This is a genomic window from Pedococcus sp. 5OH_020 (genome assembly GCF_027812955.1).
In the GTDB taxonomy this organism is placed as follows: domain Bacteria; phylum Actinomycetota; class Actinomycetes; order Actinomycetales; family Dermatophilaceae; genus Pedococcus.
In genome coordinates this window covers 26,400-42,796 of the sequence record NZ_JAPYZV010000004.1, presented here as the reverse complement: position 1 = coordinate 42,796, position 16,397 = coordinate 26,400, and the positions used below count along the sequence as shown (strand labels likewise).

Here is a 16,397-nt window from a genome sequence, read left to right as displayed (position 1 = left end):
CCGGCGCCGACGCTCTCCCTTCCCGACCGGCGCCGACGCTCTCCCTTCCCGACCGAACTCACGTTTTGTGCGTGTCGGACGCCCGGAAGGGGTCGACACGCACAAAATCGTGAGTCTGGTCGGGGAGCGCGGGGCGCACGGCGACCAGAGGAAGCTCTTCCACCATGCGGCGGCGGGCCTCCGGTGACCCGTCGTAGCGCCAGCCCAGGAGCTTCGTGAGCGTCCACCGGACCAGTGGTCCGATGAGGACGTTGCGCCCCTCGTAGCTGGCGTAGGCCCTCTGCGCCTCATCGCGGTCCAGCACGCGGTACACGGCCGGGCGCGGGCCATGGCCGAAGTCCACGGCGACCGGTCCCCCTGCGACGACGTTGCGGAACCAGTCGGCGTCGCGCCCGAAGCCGGAGATGACGGTGGCCTCCCCCGAGCGCCGGTCGTACCGCACGACCTCCAGGACGACCTGGAACGTACGGCCGCTGCGTCGCCCGGTGTGGTGGAGCCGCAGGAAGCGACGGCCGAGGAGCCACCCGAGACCCGCGTCGTACAGCCGGTTCGGCAGCGTGAAGCCGGACCTCATCCAGCTCGGCAGCTCCTGACTGCGGGCGGCAGGCATGTGCTCACCGTACGCCGCAGAACGACCAACCCCGGGCGACCCCTCGTCGTGCTCGTCCTCAGTCCGTACCCATGGTGTCTTCGGGCAGCGCCGCGGCCATCTTGCGCATCCCGGAGAGCCACCGGTCGGGCTCAGCTGCGCGCCGGGCGTACAGCTGGGCCACCTCAGGATGCGGCAGGACGAGGAAGCGCCCGTCGTCCATCGCAGCGAGAAGCGCAGTGGCGACGTCCTGTGGGTCCACCGCGCCGGGCTCCATGAGGGCACGGCCGGCAGCACCGGACGCCTTCAGCATGTCGGTCCGCACGCCCTGCGGGCAGACCACATGGACCCGAACTCCCTTGTCTCCGTATGTGATGGAGAGCCACTCGGCGAAGGCGACGGCAGCATGCTTCGTCACGGCGTACGGCGCGGCACCCGGAATCGACAGCAGGCCGGCCGCAGAGGCCGTGGACACGAACGTCCCGTGGCCCCGCGCGAGCCATTGCGGCACCAGCTCGCGGGCAGCCCGCACGTGCGCCATTACGTTCACCTTCCAGGAGAGCTCCCAGGCCTTCTCGTCCACCGCCTCGCTGCCGCCCCGGGCGACTCCCGCGTTCGCGCAGAACATGTCGACCTGCCCCAGGTGCAGCCGGGCCTGCTCCAGGAGCGCGCTCACGCCGGACTCGCTGGCGGCGTCACCCGGCACCGCGACCGCGCCGAGTGCCGCCGCAGTGGCCCGCGCGCTGGCCGCGTCGAGGTCGTTCACGACGACGCGCGCGCCACGCTCGGCGAAGGCCTTGGCGTATGCCGCGCCGATCCCCCGCCCCGCGCCCGTGACGACGACCCCACGACCTGAAAGGTCCAGTGTCACAGTGCGCCGCCGAGAGTGACCCCTCCGTCGACCACCAGGGTCTGGCCGGTGACCCACGCGGCGTCCCGCGACAACAGGAACGAGACGCCTCCGGCGATGTCCTGCGCGGACCCCAGCCGCTTGAGCGGGTAGGCGGCCGCCACCGCGTCCTCCCGGCCTTCGTAGAGGGCCTGGGCGAACTGCGTCTTGACGACGGCGGGAGCCACGGCGTTCACGCGCACCCGTGGAGCCAGCTGGTAGGCGAGCTCGACGGTGAGGTGGATCAGCGCGGCCTTGCTCACCGCGTACCAGCCGAGGGACCCGGTGGCGCCCAGACCGGCGATGGAGGCCACGTTGACCACCGCCCCGGGCGTCGGCTCGGTCCCGAGGCCGGCTGCGACGGCCTTGCGGGTCCACGAGAACGCGGACACGACATTGACGTCCAGGATCTTGCGGGCGACGGCCAGCTCCGTCTCGACCATGGGCCCGTATGCCGGGTTGATGCCGGCGTTGTTCACGAGGAGGTCCAGGCCACCGAACCGCTCGCGCGCGGCATGGATCACCTCGTCCTGGTGCGCCTCGTCCGCAGCGTGCCCGGCGATGCCGAGGGCCACGTGCTCGCCGCCCAGCCGGTCGACGGCCTCCGCCAGGGCCTGCGGCTTGCGGGCCGTGACGACGACGCGGGCCCCCTCGGCGACGAGCCGCTGGGCGATGCCGAAGCCGATCCCCCGTGAGGCTCCGGTGACGACGGCGACGGACCCGTCGTGGACACCCACCTCAGAGGCCCAGGTCGCGGCCGATGAGCTCCTTCATGATCTCGTTCGACCCGGCCCAGATCTTCGACACCCGCGCGTCCCGCCAGGCGCGGGCCACCCGGTACTCGTTCATGAAGCCGTAGCCGCCGTAGAGCTGAACGCACTCGTCCAGCACGTCGTTCTGCGTCTGGGCGCTGAACCACTTGGCCTTCGCAGCGTCCACCGGGGTGAGCCTGTGCTCGGCGTGGGCGCTGACGCAGTCGTCGACGTAGGCCTGGGTGACCTCGAGGCGGGTCTGAAGCTCGGCGAGCTTGAACTTGTTGTGCTGGAAGGAGCCGATGGGCTGGCCGAACGCCTTGCGCTCCTTGGTGTAGTCGATGGTCTCGCGCAGCATCTGGAAGGCGTGTGCCGTGTTGGCCACCGCCGCGCCGACCCGCTCCTGCGGCAGACGCTGCATCATCGCGATGAAGCCCATGCCCTCCTCGCCCAGCCGGTTGGCGTCGGGGACACGGACGTTGTCGAAGAACAGCTCGGCGGTGTCCGACTCCTCCTGTCCCACCTTGTCGAGCTTGCGGCCGCGGCTGAAGCCCTCCATGCCGGCTTCCACCATGAAGAGGGTGATGCCCTTGGCGCCCTTGGCAGGGTCCGTCCGGGCCGCGACGATCACCAGGTCGGCCTGGTAGCCATTGGTGATGAACGTCTTCGACCCGTTGACCAGCCACCCGTCACCGTCCCGCACGGCGGTGGTCCTCAGCGCGGCGAGGTCGGAGCCACCGGACGGCTCGGTCATGGCGATCGCACAGATCAGCTCACCGTTCGCCATGCCGGGCAGCCAGCGCTCCTTCTGTTCCCGGGTGCCGAGGTCGACGACGTAGGGCGGGCATACGTCGGAGTGGATGCCGAAGCAGGACGAGACCGCGAAGTTGAAGCCGGCGATCTCCTCTGCGGCCACCGCGTTGAACCTGTAGTCCTGCGCTCCGGCGCCGCCGAACTCCTCCGGTATGTCGAGCCCGAACAGCCCCTGCTTGCCGGCTTCCTTCCAGATGTCCCGGTCGATCGACTTCACCTCGAGCATCTGCTCGGCACGCGGCTTCAGGGACCTCTCGACGAACTCCCGGACGGAGCGACGGAAGGCCTCGTGGTCGGGACCGTAGATGTTGCGGGGCATGCTTCCTCCAGGTAAGTGAGCGCTTGCTTAGTCTCCGACGGATAGGGCATGCTGTCAACCATGTCGAGCCCTGCGCGCCCGGTGGACTCCCCCACGCCAAGTCCGGCGGACGGCGGCGTCCCGGATACCGCGCACCGTCTGCTGGAGGCGGCGGCGGAGGCCTTCGCCGACCGCGGCTTCCACGCGACGACCACCCGAGACATCGCCTCACGAGCCGGACTGTCGCCGGCCGGGGTCTACGTGCACTTCTCCTCCAAGGAGGAGCTGCTCTACCAGGTCAGCCGTGAGGGGCACGAGGTCGCCCGCGACCTGCTGGTGGGGGCGGCCGCCGGCGCCGGCACCCCGACCGACGCCCTGCGGGCCATCATGGGGACCTTCGCCCGCTGGCACGCGGAGCACTTCAGGGTCGCACGCATCGTCCAGTACGAGTTCGCCAACCTGACCCCCGAGCACCGGGACGCGGTTCTGGCACTGCGCAAGGAGATCGACGGCGTGGTCCGTCAGGTGGTCACCGACGGCGTGGCAAGCGGTGAGTTCAGCGTCGAGGACGTGCCGGACACCACCCTTGCGCTGATGTCGATGGCGGTCGACGTCGCCCGGTGGTACGACCCCGAGATCCGGCGCACACCCGCCGCCATCGGCGCCGCGTATGCGGACCTCGGCCTTCGCCTGGTGCGCGCGGGCTGACCAGCGCCCGCGGGCGTGCGCAACGACCCGGGGCCTCGCCCAGGGACCCGCGGCCTCGCTCAGCGACCCACGCCGTCTCTCAGCGACCCGCGGCCTTGAGGTCCCGGACCTGTCGGACCACGTCGGCAAGCAGCTCGTACGCGGCGTCGTCCGTGTCGTTGCCCATGCCGAGGATGACGGTGTCGATGCCCGCGTCGCTCAGGCGACCGAAGCGCTCGACCGTCTCGGTCACCGTGGCGGTGGGCTCTCCGGACGGTGCCGTGGCACCTGACGCGCCTAGGGTGACCCGGGCCAGCACGGTCTTCTCGATCTCCTGGTAGTCGCGGCCCACTGCCTCGCAGTGCTCGCGGAGCACGTCCAGCTTGCGGGGCAGGCCCTCGGGCCCCACGCCGGTGTCGAAGAGGTTGCAGGCGTCGGCGTACTGGGCGACCAGCCGCAGGGTCCTCTTCTCCCCGCCCCCACCGATGAGGATCGGCGGATGGGGCCGCCGCAGGCTCTGCGGCACGTTCAGCGGCCGCTCGAGCCGGTAGTGCTGGCCGCGGTACGGGCTCTGGTCACCGGCCCACATCTGAAGGCAGATCTGCAGCGTCTCCTCGAGGCGCTCGAAGCGCTCGCGGGTGGAGGGATAGGGCACCCCGAGACCGCGGTGCTCCTCCTCGTTCCACGCTGCCCCGATTCCCAGCCAGGCCCGGCCACCCGACAGCACGTCCAGGCTCGTCACCGTCTTGGCCAGCAGGCCTGGATGCCGGTAGGTCACCCCGGTGACCAGCGTGCCGAGCTCGATACGGCTCGTCTGTCCCGCGGCGAAGGCGAGGGCGGTGTAGCCCTCGACCATGTCGAGCTCCGGCGGCCCGATCACGTGGATCTGGAAGAAGTGGTCCATCACCCACAGGCTTGCCAACCCCGCGTCCTCGGCGTTGCGGGCGATGCGCCCGAACGTCGGCCCGATGGACTCCGGCGCACCGGGCCAGCTGAAGTAAGGGACCTGCAGGCCGAGGCGCATGAGGCCATCGTGCGCAGAAGCTTCGCCCATGCACAAGGACGCCTCTGGCCCGGCGCGGATGCTTCGAGGTCAGTCGCGCGTCAGCTTCCGGTAGGTGACGCGGTGCGGGCGTGCGGCGTCCGCGCCGAGGCGTTCCAGCTTGTTGGCCTCGTAGCTGTCGAAGTTGCCCTCGAACCAGTACCAGCGGCTGGGGTTCTGCTCGTCCCCCTCGTACGCAAGGATGTGCGTGGCCACCCGGTCGAGGAACCAGCGGTCGTGGCTGATGACGACGGCGCAGCCGGGGAACGCCAGCAGCGCGTTCTCCAGAGAGCCCAGGGTCTCGACGTCCAGGTCGTTGGTGGGCTCGTCGAGCAGGAGGAGGTTGCCTCCCTGCTTCAGCGTCAGGGCGAGGTTGAGCCGGTTGCGCTCGCCGCCGGAGAGGACCCCTGCCTTCTTCTGCTGGTCCGGGCCCTTGAAGCCGAACTGGGAGACGTAGGCGCGTGAGGGAATCTCGACGTTGCCGACCTGGAGGTGGTCCAGACCGTCGGAGACGACCTCCCAGAGGTTCTTGTTCGGGTCGATGCCCCCGCGGTTCTGGTCCACGTAGGAGATCTTCACGGTCTCCCCCACCTTGACCACCCCGGCGTCCGGCTCCTCGAGCCCCACGATCGTCTTGAACAGGGTCGTCTTGCCCACGCCGTTGGGGCCGATGACGCCCACGATGCCGTTGCGGGGCAGGGTGAAGGAGAGGTTGTCGATGAGCACGCGGTCACCGAAGCCCTTGCGCAGCTCCTTGACCTCGATGACCTGGCCACCCAGTCGTGGGCCGGGCGGGATGGCGATCTCGTCGAAGTCGAGCTTGCGGGTGCGCTCGGCCTCAGCCGCCATCTCCTCGTACCGGGCGAGACGCGCCTTCGACTTGACCTGCCGCCCCTTGGCGTTGGAGCGCACCCACTCCAGCTCCTCGGCCAGCCGCTTGGCCAGCTTGGCGTCCTTCTTGCCCTGGACCTCCAGCCGCGCGTGCTTCTTCTCCAGGTAGGTTGAGTAGTTGCCCTCGTACGGGTACGCGCGGCCACGGTCCAGCTCGAGGATCCACTGGGCGACGTTGTCCATGAAGTACCGGTCGTGGGTCACGGCGACCACGGCACCGTGGTACGCGGCGAGGTGCTGCTCGAGCCACAGGACGGACTCGGCGTCCAGATGGTTGGTCGGCTCGTCGAGGAGCAGCAGGTCGGGCTTCTGCAGCAGGAGCTTGCACAGGGCGACGCGGCGACGCTCACCACCGGACAGCACGGTGACGTCGGCGTCCGGGGGCGGGCACCGCAGGGCGTCCATGGCCTGTTCCAGCTGCGAGTCGAGGTCCCAGGCGTCGGCGGCGTCGATGGCTTCCTGCAGCTTGCCCATCTCGTCCATCAGGGCCTCGAAGTCGGCGTCCGGCTCCGCCATCTCGGCGGAGATGGCGTTGTAGCGGTCCAGCTTCGCCTTGATCTCCCCCGCACCCTCTTCGACGTTGCCCAGAACGGTCTTGGACTCGTTCAGCTCCGGCTCCTGCATGAGGATGCCGACGCTGTAGCCAGGGGTGAGCCGTGCTTCTCCGTTCGACGGCTGGTCGAGCCCGGCCATGATCTTCAGCACCGAGGACTTGCCCGCCCCGTTGGGACCGACCACGCCGATCTTCGCGCCAGGGTAGAAGGAGATGGTGACGTCATCGAGGATGACCTTGTCGCCGTGCGCCTTGCGGGCTTTCGACATGACGTAGATGAACTCGGGCATGGGGGCAAGGCTAACGGCCACCGCCCCCAGGCCCGAATCCGCGTCAGACCGCGATGGGCGCCTGTTCGCCCTGTTCCACGGACACGAGACCGGAGGGCTCGGAGAGCACCGTGTAGTCATCGGTGTCGGCGTCCATGGCACCGGTGCGGCCACCTCGGGTCGGCCGACCTCGCGCCGTGCCGCGGGGTGCGATGTCAGGCTCGGCCTGCGGACCATCGGGGTCGTCGTACTCTTCGAATCCGGCATGGACGGACTGCACGGCGTCGTCCGACAACCGGTCGGACCGGTCGGTCTGCGCCCTCGACACCTTGACCAGCTCGGTGGTCCCCCACGTGAGGTCGTGACCGACGCTGTACGCGTCGATCTCGACGGAGGTCGCAGGGGTGTCGTCCTTGCGCATCCACTGGTTCACCCTCATCCGGCCGTACACGATGACCGGGTCGCCCTTCTTCAGCGAACCTGCCACGTTCGCTCCCAGGCTGCGGAAGGCCGTGACGCTGAAGAAGTTGGTCGGACCGTCCTCGTACTCCTTGGTCTGCGGGTTGGGCCGGCGGACGGTCGACGCCAGGCGGAAGGCCGTGAAGGGCACCCCGCCGCGCGTGACCCGGGACTCGGGCGGCGCCACGAGCCGGCCTTGAACCGTCGTGTAGATCTCGTTCACATCGCTCACCTCAATCTGTTCGGTCCCAGGGTGGGACAGCAGCCAGACTGCAGGCGACGACCATCATCACGACCGATCGGCTCACGCAGCTGTGGGCACCCGCGCACCGCAGCGAAGGCTGTGGACAGAAGTGGGAGCACGGCGATCACCCCGGGACCCCTACGGGCTCGGTCCGGGGCCCAGGCAGCGGCTCGGTCCCGGGCTCAGGCAGCGGCGCGGTCGAGGGCGCTGCGCGTGGAGCGGTGTCGCTCGAGCACGGCACCGACCGGCTCGACGATCTGCTCCACCGCCACGGCGGTCACCGCGCCGACGAGGCGCTTACGGATCCGCTGGCCCCGCCGGCGCGCCCCCACGCGGGCGAGGGCGCGTGCCAACCAGGCCAGCAGCAGTCCGAGGAGCAGCCCCCCGGCGAACAGCAGCAGCGGGATGGGTACGTGACCCACGCTCGGGGCGTCTCCCACGTGCAGTGACATCCAGCCGAGGACGAACAGCACCGTGAGCCAGAGGAACCCCCCGACCGCGGCGGCCGCCAAGACCAGCTGGACCAGGCCGAAGGCGCGCCACCAGAACGGCGCCCGCACCCTCAACGAGGTCCCGACCACCGCCTGGTCGAGGGCGTCGGCCAGCTCGGGGCCGGGCGGGGTGGCCGCGTCGGCGACAGCCTCGGCCCAGCGTGGAGGCAGTCCTTCAGCGGCCTCGTCTCCGACCTTGCGGGTGGCAAGGTCGACCGATGCCCGCGCGGCAGGGGTGGGCGGCGGCAACGACGACCTACCGAGCACGGTCCGCACATCGCCGGCCGTCAGGGAGAGCTTCTCGGCGACGGCGTCGCCGCTGTTGAGCCGCAGTCGCTTCATGGGGTCCGGGCGCAGACCGCGTACCCAGCGCGTGAAGGGCCAGCCGGTCCGGCCCCACGCCTGGTTGCGGTAGTCGCGCTCCACCGCCGCCACGACGGTGGGGATGCCCGCAGCACGCGACAAAGCCTCGACCAGCTCGGCGTCCACCCGTTCGGAAAGAGTCGGCTCCGTCGGCGCGACGTCGCCGCGCAGCCGCGCCGCGGTCGCCCGGATGTCCGCTGCAAGGCGGTGCTGCGCGGCGTTCTGCGCGGAGACGGCGGTGGCCAGCCTGAAGCGCAGGTCCTCGACGCCCCGTCCGCTGACGGCGGACGTCGCGATGACCTGCACCCGGGGGATCCCGTCGGCTGCGGTCAGCCGGGCGAGGTCCTGCCGGATCTGCGCGGCATCCCCATCGGTCAGCCGGTCGGCCTGGTTCAGGACGACGACGGTGACGGCGTCGTGCGTCGACAGGGCTTTCAGGTAGTCGTCGTGGAGCCGCGCGTCGGCATACTTCTGCGGGTCGGTGACCCAGACGAACACGTCCACCAGCTCCAGGATCCGCTGGGCCTCGACCCGGTTCGCCTCGACGCGGGAGTCGAAGTCCGGGAGGTCGAGGAGGACGAGGCCGTCAAGGCGTCCCGCGGCCCCGTCGCCCAGCGCAGCCGGAGCCACGCCGGAGCCAGCCCCCGGGCCGTCGCCGTCGACACCACCCGCCGCACCGTCCACGTGGTGGCGCTGGGACACCGACAACCAGTCCAGGAGCTCGGTGGCATCCTGGTCGCCCCAGACGGCGGCCACCGGGCGCGACGTCGTCGGACGTCGTGCTCCCACAGTGGCGACCGGGCTCCCGACCAGGGCGTTGAAGAGGCTCGACTTGCCGGAACCGGTTGCCCCTGCCAGCGCGACCACCGTGTGGCTTCCGAGCCTGGACGTGCGCTCCTCCACCTTGTCGATGACTACGCCGGCGGCGCGGACAGAGGCAGGGTCGAGCTGGGCTCCTCCGAGCCGCAGAGCCTCGCGGAGGGCCCCCGACCGCTCGGCCAGCTCCTGCCCGCTGAGGGCCTTGACCTGCTTGCTGCCCATCCTCAACGGGCTCATCGTGCCGCCTTCACCGCTGCGGCGGCATGCGCCAAGCGCTCGGCCTGCTCCGCCTTGACCGCCACACGGTCGAGCGCCTCGTCGTAGCGGAGCTGCTCCTCGGCGTAGAGCGCGGCGGCGTGCTCCAGGAGACGGGTGCGAGCCTTGGCTGCCATCTCACGGACGGCCTGGTCGCCGAAGATGGCCTCGAGAACCTTCTGGGCGAGCACCGCTGTGCCACCGGCGATCCCGACCTCGGCCCCGATCAGTCCGCCGGTGTGCGCGAAGGCGACGAGCATGAGGATGACGCCGATGCCGTTGAGCCCGTAGGCGGCGACGCGGGCGGTGGTGCGCCGGTCCTTGCCCTCGCTGCGGACGAGGTCGAGGACCCCCGTCTGCCAGTCGCGAACGAGACGTTCGATCCGCGCCGTGAGGTCGGGCGACGCCTTCCCCAGACCCGGGTTCGCCTGAAGCACGGCGTCGCCCCCCGCCAGCTGTCTCCACTGCCTCGCGACCGTGGCAGCGGCCCCCTGGCCCTGCGCTGCGAGAAGTGCTGCGACCCCCGACTGAAGCGCCTCGCCGAGGTCCCCGGTGGCCGGCGGCGGGGTGCCCTTGATGGCGGCGGTGACGCGGTCACGCACCTTGGACACCGCCGACTCGACCTGCTTGAAGAACTCGCCCGTCCCGACATACTCCTGCCACCGGGCGAGAACCTCGCCCCGCAGCAGGGTGCCGTCCGTGATGCCGTGCTCCACGTGCAGGAGGGCGTCCCGGTACGCCACCTCTGCCACGTCGCCCAGCGCGGTGAGCGCGGCGGCCTGCTGCCTGCTCGAGGTCACCAGCACGTCGGCGCGCTCCTCCAGCGAGCCGAGCGCTCCCTCGAGGGTCTGTCGCACGATCACCGCACGGGCTCGGGCGTCGCTGGCCAAGGCGGTCAGCCAGGACCGAAGCCTCGCGACGTCCTGCTCGGGCAGCCGACCCTCCGAGGTGAGGGCTGCTTCGGGTACGGCGAAGATCGGCGCGGTGGACAGTCCCTGCTCGCGCAGCATGGACGCGAGGTGGTTCCGGATTTCGGTCAGCACCTCGGGGGGCACCCGGTCGAGGACGATGGCGACCGCGGTACCGCGGTCCGACGCCTGCCGGAGGAGCTCCCACGGCACGGCGTCGGCGTAGCGCGCTGCGGTGGTGACGAAGAGCCACAGGTCTGCTGCCGAGAGCAGCTGCGCCGCGAGCGCTCTGTTGGCGGAGACCACCGAGTCGATGTCCGGGGCGTCCAGGAGGGCCAGGCCGGGAGGCAGCGAGCTCGAGGCCACCAGGCGCAGGGACGCCGCACCGTCCCCGCCGGAGGCCGCTCCGCTCACCCGGCTCAGCCCTGGCAGCACCCTGTCGTCGCGAAACCAGTGCAGGTCCTCGGGGTGATGGACGAGCACGGGGGTCGTCGTGGTCGGACGCAACACGCCGGAGCGACTCACCTCAGCATCCACGATCGAGTTGACCAACGTGGACTTCCCGGCCCCGGTGGAACCGCCGACCACCGCCAGGAGCGGCGCGTCCAAGGACCGGAGCCGCGGGATGACGTAGTCGTCCAGCTGCGTCAGCAGCGCGGTGCGAGTGGCACGACCGGCACCCACGTCCGGGACGTCGAGCGGCAGACCTGTCTCGGCGACCCGGTCACGAAGGGTCGTGACGGCGCCCAGCATCGACATGGCGTCGTCCCTCGAGATCACGGGGCAAGCGTAACCAAAGACATGCAGCGCAGCCCGCGCGACAGACCCCGACCGGCAGCTGAGAACGGAACCTCCGAACCCCAAGGCCCAAGGATCAGCAGCGCCACGGACCGGAGCAGGCTAGAACCGCCTCAGGTAGTCGTCATAGCCGCTCGAGCTGCCCCCGTCGTCGCCGTCCTGCGCCCGAGGACGCAGCCGCTCCACCGCCTCGATGTGCTCCACGTCTTCGACTCGGACGCCGTCGAGGACCACCTGCCGGGGGCGGTGCGCCGGCACCGCGACCGGCGGCTGGGCCGCCCCCTGTCGTGGACGCTCGGTCAACGGCTCCTCTCCGGCCCCACCTGTCGCCTCCCCCTCCTCTGTCGCCTCCCCCTCCGACCGGAGCCGAGCCCACCACAGGCCGGCCGCGGCGAGGAGCACCGCGGTCGCGAGTGGCGTCGCCAGGGTGCTCAGCAGCTGCTGGACCAGAGTTGGCCCCTGCCCCACCCCACCGTACGAGCCGGGGTCGCTGGGGTTGCCGCGCAGCAGTCCCACTGCGCTGGCTGCCAGCAGTACCGCGTCTGCTGCCGCGGTGGAGCCCCATACGGTCGCCAGCTCCCAGCGCAGCACTCCCGGGTTGTCGGGGTGGCCCAGGTGCAGCACGGCCAGGACCACGAACACGAGAAGGACGACCACGAGCAGCCGCAACGGTGCGCCGCCGGAGCCGTACGCCGCAAACATGGTGGCGCGCTCGGCGAGCGACGGGCTCGTGTCAAGCTCGCCGTTGGTGTCGTACGTGCCGGGGTAGGTGGAGGTGAACAGCCATGACTCGTACATCGCACCCGCCAGCATCAGAGCCGCGGCGACCTCCACGAGACGCACCGTGACGAACCACGTCCGGCCCACGGACGACTCCCGCCCGAGTGTCGGCATGGGGACCCCCTTCGCTCGGGACAAATCTAGCGGCGCACCGGTCGACAATGGGCCGATGCGCATGTTTGCCGCCCTGGTCCCCCCGGCCGACGCCCTGGACGACCTGGAGGCGTTCCTCGAGCCGCGTCGCGATGCCGGCCCCGACCTGCGCTGGACGGACTCGTCCCTGTGGCACGTCACGCTGGCCTTCATGGCACAGGTGCCGGACGGCGCCGTGGAGGACGTCCTCGAGGGTGTGGCCGGCGCCGTCGCCGGCCGGGAGCCGGCGGTCCTTCAGTGCAAGGGTGGCGGTGCCTTCCCCAGTCCCTACGAGGCGCGGGTGACGTGGGTGGGCGTCCAGGGGGATTCCGAGTCGCTGCAGTCCCTGGCCGCACTGTCGCGTGCGGTCCGGCTGGCCTGCGCGCGCGCGGGAGGCGCACCGGCCGGTGGCCCGTTCGTGCCCCATCTCACCCTGGCCCGGTCTCGCCGACCGTTCGAGGCGACGCGCTGGCTGCGGGTCCTCGAGTCCTACGAGGGGCCTGACTGGGACGCCTCCGAGGTGACGCTCTTCGCCTCGCACACCCGCCCCGGCCACGGCCGTGCGCGCTACGAGCCGATGGCCGTGCTGGAGCTGGGGGCCTCGAAGCACTGACGTGAAGGGCGCGACTGTGTCGCCGACCTTCGGTCGCAAGCACCGCCATACGCGCTTTGCGGGAGGCAACGCGAGGTGAACGGTGGCCGTTCGTCCTAGTCGGATGAGGCGATCCACTGGGGGGCGCCCGCTCCTAGCGTTGATGTGCTCGGCACTCGGCGGGCATGTCATCTCGAGAAGGGGCTCATCCATGCGCAAACTTCTGGCAGCCGCAGCCGCGCTGCCGCTTGCCCTCGTCGTGCTCGCGCCGACAGCCAACGCGGGCCCCGCAGGGGGGCAGCTCTCGGGCGCCATCTTCACCACCGACGTCACCGGCGCGCCCGTCAACCTCAACCACTACCTGAACAAGCAGGACGTCTACCTCAACGGCGGTCCGGGCATCAACGCACCGGCCAGCGCGGCCGGCCTGCCTGCCGACATCTACACGTTCCAGGTGACGAACCCGAACGGGAGAACCCTGCTGTCCACCGACGCTCTGGCCTGCCGCCAGTTCACGGTCGACGCCTCAGGGGTCATCCAGAGCGTGGCCCCCAGTGGCGCCTGCCGCCACGCCACGGGCACGGACGCCGAGGACTTGGGCATCACCGTGCAGCTGTATCCGTTCAACGACACGCCGAACCCCGGCGGGGTGTACAAGGTCTGGGTGACGCCCACGTCGCGGCTCGACTGCAAGAACGCCGCCAAGACCGGATGCTTCGTCCCGCGCTACAGCAAGACGGACAACTTCAAGGTCAAGGCCAACGCCGTCGTGGAGATCGACACCCGGTTCTGGAAGAACGGGCAGGCGATCCTCGGCATGGCCGCCGGCTGGACCGACACCGTCGGCGCTTCCAACGTGAAGTTCTCCGAGTACAACCCGGCTGTCCTGGCCTACAACGAGGCGCACGTCGAGTCCGCGGAGCCGGGCACGCACAGCATCGACGTGGCCAACCAGACCGGCTGCACCATCGACTCCGTCACGGGTCCGGACGGTACGAGCTACCGCAGCGGTAACGGCCGGTACAGCATCGCTGTCACCGTGGCCGACTGGAACGCCGGCGACGACACCACGTACCGCGTGGAGGTCTTCTGCAGGTGAGCCCTCACGGCCCGGGGTCGAGACCGACAGCGTCGTCCGGCATCGACCCCGGGCTTCACCACGTGAGGCGCGAAGCCATACCCGGGGGGTGCCCCCAGCAAGGCGCACCAACAGCGCGCCCCAGCCGCGTGCCCGCAGCAGCGTGCCCCCAGCAGGACTCGAACCTGCGACCTAGAGATTAGAAGGCTCTTGCTCTATCCAGCTGAGCTATGGAGGCGTCCGCGCAATTCTAGGCAGACGCTGGCACACCACCGAGCGTGCGCAGTCGGCGCAGCGCCAGCTCGGCCAGGAGGGCCGCGGCGTCCGGCACCACGGAGTCGTCGAAGTCAGCCCGTGGCGAGTGGTTGTCCGGAGCGGTCTCGAAGTCCGGGACCGGGCAGGCGCTGAGGTTGACGTAGGCGCTGGGCACCTTCTGGCCGACGAAGGAGAAGTCCTCGGACCCCATCTCCGGGTCGCGTTGGTGCGCATACCGTTCCGCCCCGAAGAGGTCGACGATCGTGTCCTTGGCGAAGGCGTACTCCGCCTCGTCGTTCATGGTCACCGGGTACCCGCGCAGATGTTCGACCTCGGCCGTCAGCCCGTGTCCTGCGGCGATCTGCGTGGCGAGCAGCTCGATGCGCCGGCTCACCTCGGCGCGCGACTCCTCCGACAGGCTGCGCACCGTCGCCTCGAACACGGCGTCGTCCGGGATGATGTTGTCCTTGGTTCCGCCGACGAACTTCCCGACCGTGATCACGACGGGGTCGAACACGTCGAAGCCGCGGGTCACCAGGGTCTGCAGCGCCAGGACGATCTCGCAGGCCACGGGGATGGGGTCCTTGGCGCGGAACGGCTGGGAGCCGTGGCCTCCGGCCCCCACCACGCGGACCTTCACCTCGTCGGCCGCCGCCATCAGAGGCCCGGGCCGACCGAACCACACGCCCAGCGGATGCTGGGCGGAGTACACGTGCAGGGCGTACGCCGCGTCCACCCGCCGGCCGGCGACCTCGAGCAGTCCTTCGTCGATCATCGGCTCCGCCCCACCCGGCCCCTCCTCCCCCGGCTGGAACATGAACACGACGTCCCCGGTCAGCTCGTCGCGCAGCTCGTGCAGGATCCGCGCTGCCCCGACGAGCCCGGCGACATGGAGGTCATGCCCGCAGGCGTGCATCCTCCCCTCGTGACGAGAGGCGAAGTCCAGGGGGAGGTCCTCGGTCACGGGCAGCGCATCCATGTCTCCCCGCAACAGCACCACCGGAGGGTCCCCGACGGAGCGGTCGGCACCCCGGCCCCGAAGCACCGCCACCACGGACGACAGGCCCTCCCCCCGGATGACCTCCAGGTCGAGGTCGGCGAGGGCGTCGAGGACCAGTCCCTGAGTCAGGGGGAGGTCGAGGCCCACCTCTGGGACTTGGTGCAGCCGCCGTCTGAGGGCTACGAGGTCGGGACCGAGCGACGAGGCGAGATCGAGAGTGCGCACGGCTGCACGCTAGTAGACGCCGAGCAGCTCGCGGCGGCCCGCGCTGAGCGAGTCGAGGAGCTGCCGCTCGGTCGTCAGGGCCTGGTCGTCCCCGGCACTGTGCTGCATCCGCGCACGGAGCAGAGCCAGCTCGCTCGCACAGTCCTGGAACTGCCGCATGGACCGCAGCGCCCGCCTGCCGCCGACGGACCGGGCCCAGACGCGCGCCGACCGGCGCCCGGCCATGGTCGAGAGCATGCGGACCTCGTTCGGAGACAGCCAGCCTGCGTCTGCGTACGGGCTCAGGAACCGGCCGATGAGCCGACCCTCTCGACGCCGGGCCCAGACGACGAACGCCACGAAGGCGATGAAGACGGGCAGCTCCACCACGACGTACACGGTGAGCAGTCCGGCCCCTCCCGTCACGGCGCCGAGGTTCCAGACCGCATGCGACATCGCCGCGAGCAGGTACCCGCACAACGGCGCCAGGACCTTGAGCACACGGCTACGGGTGGTCGCGGCGATGCCGACCCCGATGCCCGTCAGCACGGTGAACAGCGGATGTGCGAACGGGGTGAACAGACAGCGGGAGATGAAGGTCCCCGTCAGCGCCTGGTCGCCACCCTGCGAGTAGGCCATCCCGAGGTACTGGATGTTCTCGGTGAAGGCGAAGCCGGCGGCCACGATCCCGGCGTAGACCATCCCATCGATGATCCCGTCGAACTCTCGGCGGCGGAACAGCAGTACCAGGACGACGAGCAGGCCCTTGCAGAACTCCTCCACCAGCGGTGCCGAGAAGACGGCGGTCGCCGCCATCGCGGCGTCGGTGGCCCCCGTCGCCGACTGGAAGGCGATGTTCGCTCCGGTGTTGAAGATGCCCGCCAGGAGGGCCGCCACGAGGGCGCCCCAGAGGAACGCGACCACGAGGTAGCGCGTCGGCTCCGCCTCGAAGCGGTCGAGCCACAGGAAGGTCGGGATGACGATGCCGAGTGGGATAGCGGCGAGGACGAGCGCCAGCAGGGTCGTGACCAGGCCGAGCGTGGCACCGTAGTAGGCGGCGAGCATGACCGCGGCGAGGCCGAAGCCCACGACGATCATCCCGCCGAGCAACCAGCTGCGCACCCTCGCCCGACCTGCGCCTGCGACGTTCCGCTGGTCCTGGGCCCACGTCATGACCGGCAGGCTAGTCGAGCCGCAGGCAGACCGCGTGTCGGAGGCAACGCATAGGGTGTCCCG

At 70.5% G+C, this 16,397-nt stretch carries 15 protein-coding genes and 1 tRNA gene; 3 read left to right on the top strand and 13 right to left on the bottom strand.

Features of this window, described 5'->3' with window-relative positions; genetic code table 11:
- Positions 1-58: 58 nt before the first annotated feature.
- Genes PHA84_RS08010 through PHA84_RS07995 form a run of 4 tightly spaced genes read right to left on the bottom strand, consistent with a single transcriptional unit; the run spans position 59 to position 3,362 of the window.
- Positions 59-610: a nitroreductase family deazaflavin-dependent oxidoreductase gene (locus PHA84_RS08010; RefSeq protein ID WP_270887577.1), complete on the bottom strand. Its 552-nt coding sequence runs from the start codon at positions 608-610 to the stop codon at positions 59-61.
- Positions 611-668: 58 nt separating this feature from the next.
- The gene (locus PHA84_RS08005; protein WP_270887576.1) at positions 669-1,460 is read right to left on the bottom strand and encodes an SDR family NAD(P)-dependent oxidoreductase; all 792 of its coding nucleotides are present in this window, start codon (positions 1,458-1,460) and stop codon (positions 669-671) included.
- Entirely contained in the window at positions 1,457-2,215 is a 759-nt protein-coding gene (locus PHA84_RS08000; RefSeq protein WP_270887575.1) for an SDR family oxidoreductase, read from the bottom strand. Before PHA84_RS08000 ends, PHA84_RS08005 begins: the two co-directional genes overlap by 4 nt.
- Before the next feature lies 1 nt (position 2,216).
- Positions 2,217-3,362: an acyl-CoA dehydrogenase family protein gene (locus PHA84_RS07995; RefSeq protein WP_270887574.1), complete on the bottom strand. Its 1,146-nt coding sequence runs from the start codon at positions 3,360-3,362 to the stop codon at positions 2,217-2,219.
- A gap of 60 nt (positions 3,363-3,422) precedes the next feature.
- Between PHA84_RS07995 and PHA84_RS07990 the strand changes: the two genes are divergently transcribed.
- Positions 3,423-4,049: a TetR/AcrR family transcriptional regulator gene (locus PHA84_RS07990; protein ID WP_270887573.1), complete on the top strand. Its 627-nt coding sequence runs from the start codon at positions 3,423-3,425 to the stop codon at positions 4,047-4,049.
- A gap of 79 nt (positions 4,050-4,128) precedes the next feature.
- On the opposite strand, the gene PHA84_RS07985 is transcribed toward PHA84_RS07990, so the two are convergent.
- The 6 genes from PHA84_RS07985 to PHA84_RS07960 all read right to left on the bottom strand — a co-directional run bounded on the left by PHA84_RS07985 (position 4,129) and on the right by PHA84_RS07960 (position 12,014).
- A complete protein-coding gene (locus tag PHA84_RS07985) occupies positions 4,129-5,052 on the bottom strand; it encodes an LLM class F420-dependent oxidoreductase (RefSeq protein WP_270887572.1) in 924 nt (307 codons plus the stop codon).
- Positions 5,053-5,121: 69 nt separating this feature from the next.
- On the bottom strand, positions 5,122-6,804 hold the full coding sequence (gene ettA, locus PHA84_RS07980; protein WP_270887571.1) for an energy-dependent translational throttle protein EttA: 1,683 nt from the start codon (positions 6,802-6,804) through the stop codon (positions 5,122-5,124).
- A gap of 43 nt (positions 6,805-6,847) precedes the next feature.
- A complete protein-coding gene (locus tag PHA84_RS07975; RefSeq protein ID WP_270887570.1) occupies positions 6,848-7,465 on the bottom strand; it encodes a single-stranded DNA-binding protein in 618 nt (205 codons plus the stop codon).
- 203 nt (positions 7,466-7,668) lie between these two features.
- Complete coding sequence (locus PHA84_RS07970) at positions 7,669-9,396, bottom strand: GTPase (protein WP_270887569.1); 1,728 nt, start codon at positions 9,394-9,396, stop codon at positions 7,669-7,671.
- Entirely contained in the window at positions 9,393-11,102 is a 1,710-nt protein-coding gene (locus PHA84_RS07965; RefSeq protein ID WP_442952854.1) for a dynamin family protein, read from the bottom strand. Before PHA84_RS07965 ends, PHA84_RS07970 begins: the two co-directional genes overlap by 4 nt.
- 120 nt (positions 11,103-11,222) lie before the next feature.
- Entirely contained in the window at positions 11,223-12,014 is a 792-nt protein-coding gene (locus PHA84_RS07960; protein WP_270887568.1) for a hypothetical protein, read from the bottom strand.
- A 55-nt stretch (positions 12,015-12,069) separates the two neighbouring features.
- On the opposite strand from PHA84_RS07960, the gene thpR reads away from it, so the two are divergent.
- Positions 12,070-12,645 (top strand): RNA 2',3'-cyclic phosphodiesterase, encoded by a 576-nt coding sequence (gene thpR / locus PHA84_RS07955; RefSeq protein ID WP_270887567.1) that lies wholly within the window; start codon positions 12,070-12,072, stop codon positions 12,643-12,645.
- Between the two features lie 190 nt (positions 12,646-12,835).
- Complete coding sequence (locus tag PHA84_RS07950) at positions 12,836-13,723, top strand: hypothetical protein (protein ID WP_270887566.1); 888 nt, start codon at positions 12,836-12,838, stop codon at positions 13,721-13,723.
- Positions 13,724-13,866: 143 nt separating this feature from the next.
- On the opposite strand, the gene PHA84_RS07945 is transcribed toward PHA84_RS07950, so the two are convergent.
- From PHA84_RS07945 to PHA84_RS07935, 3 genes are all read right to left on the bottom strand, one after another.
- Positions 13,867-13,940: transfer RNA gene (locus tag PHA84_RS07945), tRNA-Arg, on the bottom strand.
- A gap of 12 nt (positions 13,941-13,952) precedes the next feature.
- Complete coding sequence (locus PHA84_RS07940; RefSeq protein ID WP_270887565.1) at positions 13,953-15,182, bottom strand: M20 metallopeptidase family protein; 1,230 nt, start codon at positions 15,180-15,182, stop codon at positions 13,953-13,955.
- A 9-nt stretch (positions 15,183-15,191) separates the two neighbouring features.
- On the bottom strand, positions 15,192-16,334 hold the full coding sequence (locus PHA84_RS07935) for a PrsW family intramembrane metalloprotease (RefSeq protein ID WP_270887564.1): 1,143 nt from the start codon (positions 16,332-16,334) through the stop codon (positions 15,192-15,194).
- Between the last annotated feature and the right edge of the window lie 63 nt (positions 16,335-16,397).